General features: G+C 60.3%; 12 protein-coding genes. 5 read left to right on the forward strand and 7 right to left on the reverse strand.

The features are described from left to right. The first annotated feature begins 41 nt into the window (after window positions 1–41). Window positions 42–536, forward strand: coding sequence for a SprT family zinc-dependent metalloprotease (locus HU739_RS21810; RefSeq protein ID WP_186551721.1), 495 nt, complete (start codon window positions 42–44; stop codon window positions 534–536). A gap of 111 nt (window positions 537–647) precedes the next feature. On the opposite strand, the gene HU739_RS21815 is transcribed toward HU739_RS21810, so the two are convergent. Together HU739_RS21815 and HU739_RS21820 are read right to left on the reverse strand one after the other, a co-directional pair. Next, the gene (locus HU739_RS21815) at window positions 648–1,829 is read right to left on the reverse strand and encodes a CaiB/BaiF CoA transferase family protein (protein WP_186551720.1); all 1,182 of its coding nucleotides are present in this window, start codon (window positions 1,827–1,829) and stop codon (window positions 648–650) included. A gap of 266 nt (window positions 1,830–2,095) precedes the next feature. After that, the gene (locus tag HU739_RS21820; RefSeq protein ID WP_186551719.1) at window positions 2,096–3,430 is read right to left on the reverse strand and encodes a dicarboxylate/amino acid:cation symporter; all 1,335 of its coding nucleotides are present in this window, start codon (window positions 3,428–3,430) and stop codon (window positions 2,096–2,098) included. A 350-nt stretch (window positions 3,431–3,780) separates the two neighbouring features. Here HU739_RS21820 and HU739_RS21825 point away from each other — a divergent pair, with 350 nt between their 5' ends. Then, window positions 3,781–4,779, forward strand: coding sequence for an AraC family transcriptional regulator (locus HU739_RS21825; RefSeq protein WP_186551718.1), 999 nt, complete (start codon window positions 3,781–3,783; stop codon window positions 4,777–4,779). 121 nt (window positions 4,780–4,900) lie between these two features. On the opposite strand, the gene HU739_RS21830 is transcribed toward HU739_RS21825, so the two are convergent. From HU739_RS21830 to HU739_RS21840, 3 genes are all read right to left on the reverse strand, one after another. Then, complete coding sequence (locus HU739_RS21830; RefSeq protein ID WP_186551717.1) at window positions 4,901–6,247, reverse strand: ATP-binding protein; 1,347 nt, start codon at window positions 6,245–6,247, stop codon at window positions 4,901–4,903. After that, on the reverse strand, window positions 6,244–6,921 hold the full coding sequence (locus tag HU739_RS21835; RefSeq protein WP_186551716.1) for a response regulator transcription factor: 678 nt from the start codon (window positions 6,919–6,921) through the stop codon (window positions 6,244–6,246). Before HU739_RS21835 ends, HU739_RS21830 begins: the two co-directional genes overlap by 4 nt. Before the next feature lie 142 nt (window positions 6,922–7,063). Beyond that, entirely contained in the window at window positions 7,064–7,669 is a 606-nt protein-coding gene (locus HU739_RS21840; RefSeq protein ID WP_186551715.1) for a hypothetical protein, read from the reverse strand. Between the two features lie 143 nt (window positions 7,670–7,812). Here HU739_RS21840 and HU739_RS21845 point away from each other — a divergent pair, with 143 nt between their 5' ends. Both HU739_RS21845 and HU739_RS21850 read left to right on the forward strand, forming a co-directional pair. After that, complete coding sequence (locus HU739_RS21845) at window positions 7,813–8,604, forward strand: dienelactone hydrolase family protein (protein ID WP_186551714.1); 792 nt, start codon at window positions 7,813–7,815, stop codon at window positions 8,602–8,604. A gap of 140 nt (window positions 8,605–8,744) precedes the next feature. Then, the gene (locus HU739_RS21850) at window positions 8,745–9,470 is read left to right on the forward strand and encodes a 4'-phosphopantetheinyl transferase family protein (protein WP_202884248.1); all 726 of its coding nucleotides are present in this window, start codon (window positions 8,745–8,747) and stop codon (window positions 9,468–9,470) included. Window positions 9,471–9,587: 117 nt separating this feature from the next. Here HU739_RS21850 and HU739_RS21855 read toward each other — a convergent pair whose 3' ends face one another. Further along, window positions 9,588–11,198, reverse strand: a complete 1,611-nt coding sequence (locus HU739_RS21855; RefSeq protein WP_186551713.1) for an ATP-binding protein — start codon at window positions 11,196–11,198, stop codon at window positions 9,588–9,590. Continuing rightward, window positions 11,195–11,917 (reverse strand): response regulator, encoded by a 723-nt coding sequence (locus HU739_RS21860; RefSeq protein WP_186551712.1) that lies wholly within the window; start codon window positions 11,915–11,917, stop codon window positions 11,195–11,197. Before HU739_RS21860 ends, HU739_RS21855 begins: the two co-directional genes overlap by 4 nt. 857 nt (window positions 11,918–12,774) lie before the next feature. On the opposite strand from HU739_RS21860, the gene HU739_RS21865 reads away from it, so the two are divergent. Next, entirely contained in the window at window positions 12,775–15,669 is a 2,895-nt protein-coding gene (locus HU739_RS21865) for a ribonucleoside-diphosphate reductase subunit alpha (protein ID WP_186551711.1), read from the forward strand. Window positions 15,670–16,369 lie beyond the last annotated feature (700 nt).

The raw sequence follows: 16,369 nt of genomic DNA on the forward strand, positions 1-16,369 counted from the left end.
GGGGTTGCGGCATACTCGGCGTCTCTGGAGATCCATCAAGCATGCCCGAGCAACTCAATACCCGCGTCGAAGACTGTTACCAACTCGCTGAATCCTTTTTCAAACGTTCCTTCAAACGTCCCGTGGTCAGCCTCAAGCTGCGCGGGCAGAAAGCCGGTGTCGCGCATCTGCACGAGAACCTGCTGCGCTTTAATCCGCAGCTGTACCGCGAAAATACTGAACACTTCCTCAAGCAGACCGTGGCCCACGAAGTCGCGCACCTGATCGCTCATCAATTGTTTGGCGACCGCATCCAGCCTCACGGCGAGGAGTGGCAACTGATCATGCGTGGGGTTTACGAACTGCCGCCGGACCGCTGCCACACCTATGAAATCCAGCGGCGCAGAGTCACCCGCTACATCTATAAATGCCCATGTCCGGACAGCGACTTTGCATTTTCGGCACAGCGCCATAGCCTGGTCAGACAAGGGCGGCGGTATTTCTGCCGGCGGTGCCGCACGACGTTGGTGTTCAGTGGTGAGATGCGGGTGGAATAGCTGGTTTCTGTGTTGCCTTGACTGGCCCCATCGCGAGCAGGCTCACTCCTACATTTGGAATGCGCTCCACCTGTAGGAGTGAGCCTGCTCGCGAAGGGGCCAGCACATGCATTAAAGAATCACTTTGGTGGAACGCAGCTCAGCAATCCGCTCAGCACTAAACCCCAACTCCGCCAACACTTCATCCGTGTGCTGCCCCAACCCCGCGCCGACATGTCGCGGTGCCGGCAGCGCTTGAGAAAACTTCAACGGACAAGCCATCTGCGCCTGTATCGTGCCATCGCCGCGCGGCACTTGCGTCACCAGCCCCCGCGCCTGCAACTGCGGATGGCGTACCGCCTCGCCCAGACTCAGCACCGGTTCGACACAGGCATCAACCCCGGCAAACAACTCACACAGTTCGGCAAAGTCATGCCGCTCAAACTCGACCTGCAATGCGTGCTTCAGCGCCTGTTGCTGCTCAGCCCTTTGCGACAATCCCTGCGCCGCCAGCTCCGGCCGGCCAAGCGCTGCGCACAATTGCTGCATGAACGCCGGCTCGAGACTGCCCACCGACATCCAGCGCCCATCTCGCGTACGGTAATAATCATAAAAGCTGCCGCCATTAAGCATCTGGTCTTCGCGGCCCGGTTCCGCGCCGCAGGCCAGGTAACCCGCGCCGGCCATGGCATTGAGGCTGAATGCGCAGTCGGTCATGCTCACATCCAGGTGCGTGCCCTGCCCGCTCTGCTGCCGGGCGATCACCGCTGCCAGCAAGCCGATCACCCCGTGCAGCGAGCCTCCCGCCACATCCGCCACTTGCATGCCTAACGGCACCGGCCCGCTGTCGGCGCGGCCGGTGTAACTGGCAAGTCCCGCCAGCGCCAGATAATTGATGTCATGCCCGGCGCGATCACGATACGGCCCGGTCTGGCCGTAGCCGCTGATCGAGACGTAGATCAGCTGCGGATTGATCGCTTTCAACGCTTCATAGCCCAGGCCCAGTCGCTCCATCACCCCGGGCCGAAACTGCTCCAGAACGATGTCGTACTCGCCCAGCAATTGCTGGATGATCTCGAGCGCTTCGGGCTGTTTGAGATCCAGCGCCAGACTGCGCTTGTTGCGGTTCAGATACGCATGGCTGGCCGATGTCCCGCCATCGTGGGGTGGCAGTACGCGCAACAGGTCCATGCGCGTCGGTGATTCGATGCGCAGCACCTCGGCGCCCATGTCCGCCAGCAGCAACGAGGCGAACGGCCCCGGCAGCAGGGTCGAGAAATCGAGAATTTTCAGTGAGGCCAGCGGTGCGGACATGGGCGAACTCCTTGGGCGATCCATTCAGCCTAGGCAGCCATCGTCGATGCGGCAATCACCGCAAATGTCAGCGAGTGTGACCGTTGTGCTCAAACCCTGTGTTTAATCGCAGGCAAGAAAAAACCCGCCGAAGCGGGTTTTTTCTATTCATGTGGCGAGGGAGCTTGCTCCCGCTGGACTGCGGAGCAGGCCCCTTTTTGAAAGCGGGCCGCTGCGCGCCCCAGCGGGAGCAAGCTCCCTCACCACAAGGTATTACCAGATACAGCTTATTTCACATTGCTCGGGGTTGGGCCTTCAGCTACACCCAGGTCGTCTTCTTCACGCTCTTCGGAGATACCACGGCCACCGGAAGCCAACTCGGCTTGCAGCACGTCGGTGTCCAGTTCCTTGACCCACTTGGCCACGACGATGGTCGCTACGGCGTTACCGACCAGGTTGGTCAGCGCGCGGGCTTCGGACATGAAGCGGTCGATACCGAGGATCAGCGCCAGACCGGCAACCGGCAGGTGGCCGACCGCCGACAGGGTAGCGGCCAGAACGATGAAGCCCGAACCGGTCACGCCCGCCGCGCCTTTGGAGGACAACAGCAGCACCAGCAACAGGGTGATCTGGTGGGTAATGTCCATGTGGGTGTCAGTCGCTTGGGCGATGAACACGGCCGCCATGGTCAGGTAGATCGAAGTACCGTCGAGGTTGAACGAGTAACCGGTCGGGATCACCAGACCAACAACCGATTTCTTCGCGCCCAGACGTTCCATCTTGATCAGCATGCGTGGCAGCGCCGATTCCGACGAGGACGTACCCAGGACGATCAACAGCTCTTCACGGATGTAACGCACCAGCTTAAACACGCTGAAACCGTGAGCACGGCAGATCGCGCCCAGCACCAGCACGACGAACAGTATGCAGGTGATGTAGAAGCAGATCATCAACTGGCCCAACTGCACCAGCGAGCCGACACCGTAGGCACCGATGGTGAACGCCATGGCACCGAACGCACCCAGTGGCGCCAGCTTCATGATCATGTTGATGATGTTGAACATCACGTGGGCGAAGCGATCGATCATGTCCAGCAACGGACGACCGTACGAGCCGAGGCGATGCAGGGCGTAGCCGAAGATCACCGAGAACATCAGCACTTGTAGAATGTCACCGGTGGCAAACGCGCCGACGATGGTGTTCGGGATTACGTTGAGGAGGAAACCGACAATGCTCTGGTCTTTACTGGCCGTCACGTAGGTGGCGATTTTCGAGGCATCGAGGGTGGTGACGTCGATGTGCATGCCGGCGCCCGGTTGCACGACGTTGACCACGATCAGGCCGATCAGCAGGGCGATGGTCGAAACGATTTCGAAGTACAGCAGCGCGTAGCCGCCGGTCTTGCCCACGGATTTCATGTTCTGCATGCCGGCGATGCCGCTGACAACGGTACAGAAGATGATCGGCGCGATGACCATTTTGATCAGTTTGATGAAACCGTCACCCAGTGGCTTGAGGGCCACACCGGTCTGCGGATAAAAGTGACCAAGCAGGATGCCGATGGCGATGGCAACGATCACCTGGAAATACAGGGATTTGTACAGTGGCTGACGAGTCGTCATTGCAGGTTTCCTCAAGCGTCCAGCGGGCGACATCCATCTGTCGAGCGCCGAACCTTAATTGCGAACCCTCCTGCACTGGAGGGATTTGTTGTTGGAGCGGCGTTTTCCGCGAAGGAGAAATGCACGCTTCTGTCGCTTCTATCGCAAACGCCGTGCCAGATTGGTGCGATTGCCAGCAAGCCTTTTGATATCAGGGTCTGCGGGTTTTTCCATGTCACCGGACGGCGACCTGTGTGTGGCGGATTCCCGCCAACTTGCCGTTTCGCGTCCTGCAATTTGGCGGAAATCCGCCTTGTTGCAAGCAGCGCCACCCGGCTACCATCCGGCGCCTGAGGAAGGATCTGCCGCTTATGCGTGAACGCACCATTGCCAGTCATTTCGCCCGTGCCGCCCTCGGTGGCGCACGCCGTCTGGGCTTCGATTATTCGGGCCTGCTGCTGCAACTGGGCATCAGCCCGGAGCTGCTCGACGAACCGCGCGCGCGCATTGCTCCAGAGCAATTCACCCGGCTGATTCAAGGGCTGTGGCTGGCGCTGGATGACGAGTACCTGGGCTTCGGCAACGCGCCAGGCAAGCCCGGCACTTTCGCCATGATGTGCCACGCCTCGATTCATTGCCGCAATCTGGAAAAGGCCCTGCAACGCGGTTTACTTTTTTATAGCTTATTCCCCGATGCCCCGCGCCTGACCTTGAATCGCGAAGACGAATGGGTGCGTTTGAGCCTCGACGATTCGCCGCTATGGGACCCGGATCACTTCCTCACCGAGAGCCTGCTGGTGATCTGGCATCGCCTCGGCAGTTGGCTGATCGGCCAGCGGATTCGCCTCGAACAGGCATCCTTCAGCTACCCGCGCCCCGACCACGGCGCTGAATACGACCTGCTGTTTCCCTGCCCTATGGTTTTCGGCACCGAACGAAGCAGCCTGCTGTTTCACAGCCGCTACCTGCCGATGCCGCTGTTGCAGGACGAACGCACGCTCAAACATTTCCTCGAACGCTCCCCCGCCGACCTGCTCTCACGCCCGGACGACGGCGACAGCCTCAGCAGCCGCCTGCGCCGCTTGCTCAGCCGCGACGCAGCGCGCTGGCCGGATCTGGAAGCGGTCGCGGCGGATCTGCACATCAGCCCGCAAACGTTGCGGCGGCACCTGCGTGAGGAGGCTACGAGTTTTCAGGAGCTAAAGGATCAGCTGCGGCGGGATATCGCCATCTATCATCTGGGGCGCGCGGAGCTGTCGTTGCAGCAGATTGCCGAGCAGCTAGGGTTCTCCGAGCCATCGGCGTTTCATCGGGCGTTCAAGAAGTGGACGGGGCTGACGCCGGGGGCTTATCGGGCGCAGGAGCAATGAGGCAGCCTCGAATCTTGCATTGAAGCGCCCGGCGCTATCGCGAGCAGGCTCACTCCTACAAGGGTACGCATTCCAAATGTAGGAGTGAGCCTGCTCGCGATAGCGTCATAAAGGGCACCACCTAAACCGCAGGAAAATGAATCCTGAACGCCGCCCCGCCCATCGGCGAATCGCCCAGGGCCAGCCGGGCGTTGTAGCTTTCGATGATGTCCTTGACCACCGCCAGCCCGATGCCCTGCCCCGGATGCTGCGCATCCAGGCGTTCGCCGCGTTCGAGTATCCGTGCGCGTTGATCGAGTGGCACACCCGGCCCGTCGTCTTCTACGCACAACTCGACCCCGGCGAGCGACTCGCGCACGCTGACGCGCACTTCGCCCAGGCACAGGCGATAGGCGTTTTCCAGCAGGTTGCCGAGCATCTCCAGCAAGGCACCCTGTTCGATCGGCACATAGCAATGCTCCGGCAGATCAAACGTGACACGTACGTGTTTGTCGCGGTAGACCTTGTCCAGCGTGTCACAAAGGCTTTTGAGCACCGGTTGCAGACGCACCTGATGGCGCACCAGGCCGCTTTTACGCAGGCTGGCCCGTTGCAGTTGGTAGCTGATCTGCTGGCTCATGCGCTCGATCTGGCTTTGCAGCACCCAGGCCTGATCGCGCTCTTGAGGCCGCTGCGCCATGTCTTCGCTGACGCCTTGCAACACCGCCAGTGGCGTTTTCAGACTGTGAGCAAGGTCATCGAGCGAATCGCGGTAACGGCTGCGCTGCTGACGCTCGCTGAGCAGCAAGCGGTTGAGCGAACCGGTCAGGCGCAGCAGTTCACGCGGGTGTTTTTCAGTCAGGCTTTCGCGGGTTCCACCTTCGATTTCGTCGAGTTCCTGGCTGAGTCGGCGCAAGGCCTTGAGGCCCCAGGTCAGGCCGATCCACAACAACGCGAGCAGCACCAGCAACGCCGCGCCGAAGCCCAGATAAAGGTTTTCACGCAGGCCTTCGAGGGTGGTTTCGTATTCGCGCACCGGTTGCAGCGCGACAATGCTGAACGCCGCGCTCTTGCCGCCGAGCAGTTTGACTTCGACGTCGTAGACAAAGAATTCCTGGCCGTTGCTTTCGCGAATCCGCGCGAACTCGTTGCCGAGACCGTCATAGCGCGGCTTGTAGTTGATCTGCTCTTCCTGGGTGGCTTTCGACCGCCACACCAATTTGCCGTCGCGGTCGTAGATATAGCCGAGCAGGCGAAAATCGGTGAGGTTGAAGCGCTCATCGGGCAATTGTGAAGGCATCACCAACCGACCGTTTTCCACGCGCGCGGCCGAGATCAGCGTAGTGACATCAGAGGCCAGACGCTGCTCGATGGAATCCTGCAAGGCCAGACTGAATGCGCCCTGCATCGCCGGGAGCAAGGCGAGCATGAACAACACCGCCAACATGGTGGCGGCGAGCATCAAACGAACGCGAAGGGAACGAATCAAGTGCAGCGCTCGTTGAACAGATAGCCGAGACCGCGCACGGTGTCGATCGGTTTGAACCCCGCCGGGGCTTCAAGCTTGCGGCGCAGACGGCCGACCAGCACTTCGATCACGTTCGGATCACGCTCGTCGTCATCCGGGTAGAGCTGCTCCATCAAGCGATCCTTGGGCACCACTTGCTGGTGGTGACGCATCAGGTATTCGAGGATGCGGTATTCGTAGGCGGTCAGCGCCAGCGGTTGTTCATCGAGGCTCGCCTGTTTGCGATTGAGGTCCAGCAGCAACGGCCCGGCAACAATGGTCGACTGAGTGAAACCGCTGGAGCGGCGCAGCAGCGCATTGAGGCGTGCGTCGAGTTCTTCGAACTGGAACGGCTTGACCACGTAATCGTCGGCGCCGGCGGCGAGGCCTTCGACCTTGTCCTGCCAGTTGCCGCGCGCGGTGAGGATCAGGATCGGAAAAATCTTGCCGCCCGAACGCAACTGCCGGATCAGGTCGAGGCCGCCCATGCCCGGCAGGCCGAGGTCGATCACCGCCAGATCGAAGTTGAACTGTCCGGTCTGGTACAGCGCTTCTTCGGCATTGGCCACGGATTCGACCACGTGACCGCTCTCCGTGAGGCGGGTTTGCAGGTGATGGCGCAACAGCGCTTCATCTTCGACGACCAACAGTTTCATGCCTTTCTCCCCATCGCTTGAACTCTACATACACAACCTGTGGGAGCGAGCTTGCTCGCGAATACGTCTGTTCAGTCAACGATGTGTTGAATGAACCATTGCCTTCGCGAGCAAGCTCGCTCCCACACAGGCCAGGCGAAACTTAGAAATAGTAGTTGGCCGACAGGTACGTCTGGGCGCTGCTGGTCAAGTCCAGCGAGCCTTGCTTGCTGCCGCCGCGCTCACTCATCTCGGTGCTGGCGTTGCTGCGCAGGTAACGGTAACCGAGTTCCACCGAGGTGTTTTGCGAGACTTGCTGCAACACACCGAACTGCCCACCCACTGCATAACCGATGTCGCTGTCACGGCTGAAGCCTGGCGACTCCTGGGTCAGTTTGGTCAGGCCCGCCGTGGCGCCGCCGAACAGTTTGGTGCTACCGCCCACCGGGTAGAACAGATCGTAGCTGCCCAGGAGGTTTTCCTGGCGCAGTTTAACGCCATTGTGCGAACCGGATACGTTGTCGTAGGTGGCGTAGTAGCGACCCTGACTGTTCTGCTGACCGAGGCGCACGCCGTAGGTGTTGTTGCCGTCGATGGCCCCGGTGGCGTTGGGGTGGTCGAGGTTGTCATTCAAAGCGTGGGACTTTTTGATCTTGTCGCTGGTCTGGCCGAAGCTCAGGCCGGCGAAGTTCGAAGTGGTGTCGGCGTGGGCCGCGATGCTGGCGCTCATTACGGTCAAAGCCAGCAGCAGTTTGTTTAAACGAGTCATGGGTATTTCCTCTTTCACAGTGCTGTTTGGGTATGGCGCAAGGTTACTGACCCACCCCTGTACCGCCCCTGAACCGTCTCTGAACCCAAGCTGAACCAGATCGTCTAGGCTGTTCTGACCACTTACATCAAGGAGACCCGACCATGCGCCTGTTCCTCGCCCTCACCTTGCTGGCCGTCAGCAGCCTGACCCAGGCTGCGATCAAGACCGCAGAAATCCCCTATCAAAGCGCCGACGGTACAAAACTGATCGGCTACTACGCCTATGACGACGCGATCAAAGGCCCACGCCCTGGCGTCGTTGTGGTCCACGAATGGTGGGGGCTGAATGACTATGCGAAGCGTCGCGCACGGGATTTGGCTGAACTCGGCTACAGCGCGCTGGCTATCGACATGTATGGCGGAGGCAAGAACACCGAGCACCCGAAAGACGCGATGGCCTTCATGCAAGCGGCGACCAAGGACGCCGATGCAGCCAGCAAACGTTTTGCCGCTGGGCTGGACCTTCTGAAAAAACAGCCGCAAACCGACGTCAACAAACTCGCTGCCATCGGTTATTGCTTCGGTGGCGCCGTGGTGTTGAATGCGGCGCGTCAGGGCGTGCCACTGGCGGGTGTGGTGAGTTTCCATGGCGCGCTGGCGACCAAGACCCCGGCAACCCCGGGCAGCGTGAAAACGAAGATCCTGGTCGAGCATGGCGCGCTGGACAGCATGGTCACTCAGGACAATGTCACCGCGTTCAAGGCGGAAATGGACAAGGCCGGGGCGGACTATAAGTTCGTCAGTCTCGAGGGTGCCAAGCATGGCTTCAGCAATCCGGACGCCGACCGTTTGAGCCATGGCGAGCATGGTGGGCCGGACATTGGTTACAACAAGGCGGCGGATGAAAAATCCTGGGCGGATATGCAGGCATTCTTGAAGAAGATTTTCGGTTAATCAGAGACACCGCGGCGCGGCGATCGCGAGCAGGCTCACTCCTACAGGGGAATGCATTTCAAATGTAGGAGTGAGCCTGCTCGCGAAAAGCTTCACCGCGATTCTCGACCTTGCCCCGACTAACCGGCAAAATGCCCGCCATGAATCTCACCCCCGCCCTGCCCGCCTGCTGCACCGCGCTCGACAGTCGTTGGCCATTGCCAACGGTGTTGCCTGGCACCGTACTGCTCAGCACCCGGTTTGATCCGGCGCGACTGCTCGCCGATGACTTTCAGCGCAGCGCCGTCGTCGCGCCGCCAAGCATTCAGCGCTCGGTAGCCAAGCGTCAGGCCGAATTCCTTGCCGGACGGATCTGCGCCCGCGCCGCGCTGGCGCAACTCGACGGCACGGACACGATCCCGGCCATTGGCGAAGACCGCGCCCCGGTCTGGCCGGCGCACATCTGCGGCTCGATTACTCACAGCACCGGTCACGCCGCCGCGATCGTTGCCAACAAGCAAGACTGGCGCGGCTTGGGCATGGATCTGGAAAATCTGCTGAGCCACGAGCGCGCCGAGCGTCTGGCCGGGGAAATCCTCACGCCGACGGAGATCCAGCGCATGGCGGCCGGGTCGCAGGATCATCTGGCGTTACTGGTGACCCTGACGTTTTCGGTCAAGGAAAGCCTGTTCAAGGCGCTGTACCCGATCGTGCAGCAGCGCTTTTATTTCGAGCATGCCGAAGTGTTGGAGTGGACGGCGGCGGGTCAGGTCAGGCTGCGGTTGTTGACCGATCTGTCTTCCGAGTGGCGCAACGGTACTGAGCTGGAGGCACAGTTTTCGGTTGGGGATGGGCAGTTGTTGAGTCTGGTCAGCATTGCTGCCTGAGGATTTGCGTTGCCTGCCATGGCCCCTTCGCGAGCAGGCTCACTCCTACAGGGGAAACGCATTCCAAATGTAGGAGTGAGCCTGCTCGCGATGGGGCCAGCCCTGCCACCACACAATTTACCGGCGCTCCTGATTCCTCGGCCAGCTCAAACTGAAACAAGCCCCACCCAGACTCTTGCTCTTGCCGATGATCGCCCGGCCGTCATGCCAGTGAATGATCCGCCGCACAATCGACAGCCCCAGGCCATGGCCACCCGACGCTCGCGTACGACTATCGTCCAGACGCAGGAACGGCGTGAAAATCCGCTCCCAGGCCACTTCCGGCACGCCCGGCCCGTCATCCTCGACGTCAACGCGGCAACGCAACTGCCCGACCTGATAGCTCACCGTGACCTTCGATTGCGCATGGCGCATGGCGTTGCTCACCAGATTCTGCAGCGCCCGGTGCAGGTAACGCGGTTCGGCTTCGACCCAGGCGTCGTCGTTATCGGCAGAAGACAGGCACAACCCGCGCTGCACGGTGACTTCGGCGCGCAGCGGCGCCAGCTCTTCGATCACTTGATTGACCAGTGCATCAAGGTCGATGCGCTGGAACGTCAGGGCCGGCGAACCCTGCTCCAGCCGGGCGTAAGTGAGCATTTCGTCGACCAGCTTGTCGAGATCCTCGATATCGTGGTCCATGCCTTCACGGTACTTTTCCAGCGCTTGCGGGGTGGTCGCCGAGCCGATCATTTCCAGACCAAAACGCAGCCGCGCCACCGGCGTGCGCAATTCGTGGGACACCGCGCGCACCAGTTCACGCTGGATCGCCAGTAACTGCTGCAAGTGCTCGGCCATGCCATTGAAGGCCGACGCCAGACGCCCCACCGAGTCGGCTCCGCGCGCCGGCACGCGGGTTTCCAGGCTGCCCTTGGCGATGCGCGTGGCCGCTGCTTCCAGCCCACGCAAACGCCGCTCCAGTTGCCGCACCAGCAAATAAACGATGAGCCCGATCAGGGTCAGGCCGAGGGCGGCAATCAGCACCAGCCATTCCGGTGGATAGGGATTCATCTGATACAGCGGGCCGATTTCCAGCACCCACGGCGTGCCGACCATGCCGGCAAACACGCGGATCGAATCGCCGCCCTTGCCCAACGCCATCACCGTATCGCCCTCGGACACGCGGCGACTCTGGTCTTCGTCCATGTCGGCATCATTCGCCGTGACCAGACGCAAGTCGAAGCCGAAGCCCTTTTCTTTCTTTATTTGCGCCAGACGTTTCGGCTGATCAGCGACCGGCACGCGCACCAATTCATCGGCCAGCAGATAAATCGTCGCCCGGGCCAGTTGCTCGCTGATTTGCTGCACCTCGCCCACCAGCATCATCTGTTCCTGTTCGCTCACCAGCCGATAGACCTTCGCCGCGTGCGGACCGGTCTGCTCGACCAGCGCCTGACCGCGCAGCACACGGGTGCGCTGGGTCATATCGAGGTCGGTTTCGGCGAACTTTTTCAGCGTCAGCGGAATGCCGAGCAAGCGCTCCCACACCAGCAGCGCACGATGGCGCTCGGTCTGGTTCATTGGTTGCAGGTTGTCTGCCATCAGCGAGAACGTGCCATGCGCGAGACGCTCGCGGTATTGCTCGCTGCGCACCTGATTGAGCAGGTGCAGCGCCAGTACGCCGAGCACCGCCACGAGGATCAGTGCGGCGCACATGCCACCGTAGATGCGCAGGAAGATCGAGTTCACAGGGCCAGGTCTGCGCAGGCTTCCGGGACGAACAGATAGCCCTTGCTGCGGATGGTCTTGATCAGGCGCGGATGGTCGGGGTCATCGCCGATTTTCGGACGGATGCGCGAAATGCGTACATCGATCGAGCGGTCCTGGCCGTCATAGCCGATGCCGCGCAATGCGGTGAAGATTTCTTCGCGGGACAGAATGCGCCCGGCATTGGACACCAGTAGCCAGAGCAGGTCGAACTCGGCACTGGTCAGCTCGATGCCGTTGTCGCTCAGCCAGGCTTCGCGCAAGGCGTTATCAACGATCAGCGGACCGAATTGCAGGCGGCGGGATTTTTCAGCGAGTGGCTCCGGTGTGTCACTGCGTCGCAGCAACGCCTGGATCCGCGCCAGCAGCAGACGCGGCCGCACCGGTTTGCAGACGTAATCGTCAGCGCCCAGATCGAGGCCGTGGATCTGATCGGCATCGTCGGTGCGCGCGGTGAGCATCAGAATCGGCCCGTCGTACTGGCTGCGCACCTTGCGGCAGATGCTCAGACCATCCTCGCCGGGCAGCATCAGATCGAGGATCACCAGATCCGGCTGCTGCTTGATGATCCGCGCCGCCGCCAGCGCGCCATTGCCTTCGATCTCCACGCGCAGTCCGTTGGCTTGCAGGTAATCGCGCGTGAGCTCGGCCAGCCGCTGGTCATCCTCGACGATCAGTACCTGCCAGGTTTGTTGCTCCACCGGTGACCTCTGCTTGCTGTTTTTATTGATGAAAGAAGAATATCTGGCTAACACGGTCACTGTAGGAGTGAGCCTGCTCGCGATAGCGGTGGATCAGCCAATAAAGATGCTGTAGGGAAAGACGCTATCGCGAGCAGGCTCACTCCTACAGCTTTTTGCGCAATCCTCCCGTCTTTTTGTCATGTTTCAGGAGGATAAAAATACCTGCACACCCAGCGATTGTATAAACGGCGATCACTCGGAAAACAAGTCGGTAAATGCGTTCGGACACTGCGGAATTCTGTGATAGGGTTCGCGCCCTTAAAAAACCGCTGAAGCGTTTTTCCGGATGAAAAAACAGTGACAAACGGTCTGGCTCAGCAGGTTCGCGGCCTACACGCGTTTTCCCTGTTTCTTACACAAATTACGCACAGGCTTATCCACAGGTAGTACGTTGCAATCCTCCCCTGAAACGCATTATCTTGTAGCACGGCGAAAACGGAGACCCTACATATAGGGTTTTCGACCAAAACGCCCAACCACATTTCAAGCCTGAAACTCAAGCGCTTTATGGCGAGTTTCCGGTTGAACGAGAAAGTTTTTTGAAGCCCAAACCGCACTGGCGGATGGCGCCGTTTTTTTAGTCCGAATCGGACAAAACGGTATGGGTGTTGCAGTCATGACTGTCACCCGCGAAGGAATCCGGTTGCGAGCATTGGCTCGCAGCCAAAACTTCGGCAAGGATGCGGCGTTGCAGCCTTTTTCCTACTGTTCCGAAGTTTGTAAAGCCGACGCCCGTCGGTTGCAGTGCTTCGGTACAGAACGGTGAGCACCATGACGGTGCCAAACAAACATAGAGAATGTGGAGACCACCCCCCATGCAAACCGACACAACTCGCGAGAACCCGCAGGGCACCTTGCCGCAGGCCGCCGATTCGACTTCGGATCTGGCAGCCACCGCGCCTGGCCAACTGCGCGTGATCAAGCGTAATGGCACTGTCGTTCCTTACACCGATGACAAGATCACCGTCGCTATCACCAAAGCGTTTCTCGCAGTTGAGGGCGGCACCGCTGCCGCTTCGTCGCGAATCCACGACACCGTTGCGCGCCTGACCGAACAGGTCACCGCAACCTTCAAGCGTCGCATGCCATCGGGCGGCACCATCCACATCGAAGAAATCCAGGACCAGGTTGAACTGGCCCTGATGCGCGCCGGCGAGCAGAAAGTCGCGCGTGACTACGTGATCTACCGTGACGGCCGTTCGAAAGAACGCGCAGCCCACGCCCCGGCCGAAGCCGCGGTCAACGCGCACCCGTCGATCCGCATCACCCGCGCCGACGGCAGCCTCGCGCCGCTGGACATGGGCCGCCTGAACACCATCGTCACCGAAGCGTGCGAAGGCCTGGAAGAAGTCGACGGCGACCTGATCCAGCGCGAAACCCTGAAAAACCTGTACGACGGCGTGGCCCTGACCGACGTCAACACCGCCCTGGTGATGACCGCCCGTACCCTGGTCGAGCGCGAGCCGAACTACTCGTTCGTCACCGCCCGCCTGCTGATGGACACCCTGCGTGCCGAAGGCCTGAACTTCCTTGAAGTCGCCGAAAGCGCCACCCATCACGAAATGGCCGACCTGTACGCCAAGGCCCTGCCGGCCTACATCGCCAAGGGTATCGAGTTCGAACTGCTGAACCCGGTGCTGGCCACCTTCGACCTGGAAAAACTGGGCAAGGCGATCAACCACGAGCGCGATCAGCAATTCACCTACCTGGGCCTGCAGACCCTGTACGACCGCTACTTCATCCACAAGGATGGCGTGCGTTTCGAACTGCCGCAGATCTTCTTCATGCGCGTGGCCATGGGTCTTGCGATCGAAGAGAAGAACAAAGAAGACCGTGCGATCGAGTTCTACAACCTGCTGTCCTCGTTCGACTACATGGCTTCGACCCCGACCCTGTTCAACGCCGGTACCCTGCGTCCACAGCTGTCGAGCTGCTACCTGACCACCGTGCCGGATGACCTGTCGGGCATCTATCACGCGATCCACGACAACGCCATGCTGTCGAAATTCGCCGGTGGCCTGGGCAACGACTGGACGCCTGTTCGTGCACTGGGCTCCTACATCAAGGGCACCAACGGCAAGTCGCAAGGCGTGGTGCCGTTCCTCAAAGTGGTGAACGACACCGCTGTGGCCGTGAACCAGGGTGGCAAGCGCAAAGGCGCTGTGTGTGCCTACCTGGAAACCTGGCACATGGACATCGAAGAGTTCATCGAGCTGCGCAAGAACACCGGTGACGATCGTCGTCGTACCCACGACATGAACACCGCCAACTGGATCCCTGACCTGTTCATGAAGCGCGTCTTCGATGACGGCAAGTGGACCCTGTTCTCGCCATCCGAAGTACCGGACCTGCACGACCTGACCGGTAAAGCCTTCGAAGAGCGCTACGAGTACTACGAAGCGCTGACCGAATACCCAGGCAAGGTCAAGCTGTTCAAGACCATCCAGGCCAAAGACCTGTGGCGCAAGATGCTGTCCATGCTGTTCGAAACCGGCCACCCATGGCTGACTTTCAAAGACCCGTGCAACCTGCGCAGCCCGCAGCAGCACGTCGGCGTGGTCCACAGCTCGAACCTGTGCACCGAGATCACCTTGAACACCAACAAGGACGAGATCGCCGTTTGCAACCTGGGCTCGATCAACCTGCCGAACCACATCGTCGACGGCAAGCTGGACACCGCCAAGCTGCAACGCACCGTGAACACTGCCGTGCGCATGCTCGATAACGTGATCGACATCAACTACTACTCGGTGCCGCAAGCGAAGAACTCCAACTTCCGTCACCGTCCGGTCGGCCTGGGCATCATGGGCTTCCAGGACGCGTTGTACTTGCAGCACATCGCCTACGGCTCCGACGCTGCCGTCGAGTTCGCCGACAAGTCGATGGAAGCGGTCAGCTACTACGCGATCCAGGCGTCCTGCGACCTGGCTGACGAGCGCGGTGCCTACGAGACGTTCAACGGTTCGCTGTGGTCCAAAGGCATCCTGCCACTGGATTCGCAACAGATCCTGATCGAACAGCGCGGCCAGCAGTACATCGATGTCGACCTGAAGGAAACCCTGGACTGGGCACCGGTTCGCGCCCGTGTACAGAAAGGCATTCGCAACTCGAACATCATGGCCATCGCACCGACCGCGACCATCGCCAACATCACCGGCGTGTCGCAATCGATCGAACCGACCTACCAGAACCTCTATGTGAAATCGAACCTGTCGGGCGAATTCACCGTGATCAACCCGTACCTGGTTCGCGACCTCAAGGCTCGCGGTCTGTGGGACTCGGTCATGATCAACGACCTGAAGTACTACGACGGTTCTGTTCAGCAGATCGAGCGCATCCCGCAAGAGCTCAAAGAGCTCTACGCGACTGCGTTCGAAGTGGACACCAAGTGGATCGTTGACGCCGCCAGCCGTCGTCAGAAGTGGATCGACCAGGCTCAATCGCTGAACCTGTACATCGCTGGCGCATCGGGCAAGAAGCTTGACGTGACCTACCGCATGGCCTGGTACCGTGGTCTGAAAACCACTTACTACCTCCGTGCCCTGGCCGCGACCAGCACCGAGAAGTCGACCATCAACACCGGCAAGCTGAACGCTGTTTCCAGCGGCGGCAACCATGGTGATGATTCGGTTCTGGCCGCTCCGGCAGGTCCGGCGCCAGTGCCAAAGGCCTGCGCGATTGACGAGCCGGATTGCGAAGCTTGCCAATAAGCTGAGCTGGATTTCAGGCGTTGCGAGACGCCTGAGATCTTGAGACAAAAGAAAACCCTCGACAGACTTCTGGTTTGTTGGGGGTTTTGTTTTTGGGGGGCCTTGGCGGCCTTTGGGCCGACCAGGCTCTCGGGGTTTTGGGTGAATATCCGTTTTCTCGGTGCTGCGGCTGGCGGTTTCGCTCTTACAGCGACTCACTTTTCCAGACGCCGAAAAGTAAGCAAAAGGCTTTGCCCCGGCGTTCGGCCCGCTCGCTGGGGCTCGGGGTTCCTTCGTTACGGGATCGATCCGGGCGCAGCGTTTCCGGTTTGCTTCGCTGCACCTCCTCCCGCTGTGTACGACTGCGTCGTACGGTCGCTGCGCTCCCACGCCCGGATCGATCCCGTAACGAAGCCTGCCGAAGGGGCTAAAGGTCAAAAGCCAGAGCAAAAGCAGAAGCAGAAGCCAGATCAAAAGATCGCAGCCTTCGGCAGCTCCTACAGTTGGATCACGGATACCTGATAGAAATTGGTCGGCCGCTAGGCCGCCATCGCGAGCAGGCTCACTCCTACATTTGGAATGCATACACCAGTGAGAAACAGGTCGGCTGTCAGGCCGCCTTCGCGAGCAGGCTCGCTCCCACAGAAAAGCAAAGCAGCGCAGCTGCCCGCGGCGAAGCCGCTCCACTCAACAATGAGCGTTAGCTCGAGTGCTTTTGATC

It is taken from the genome of Pseudomonas hamedanensis, assembly GCF_014268595.2.
GTDB classification, from domain to species: domain Bacteria; phylum Pseudomonadota; class Gammaproteobacteria; order Pseudomonadales; family Pseudomonadaceae; genus Aquipseudomonas; species Aquipseudomonas hamedanensis.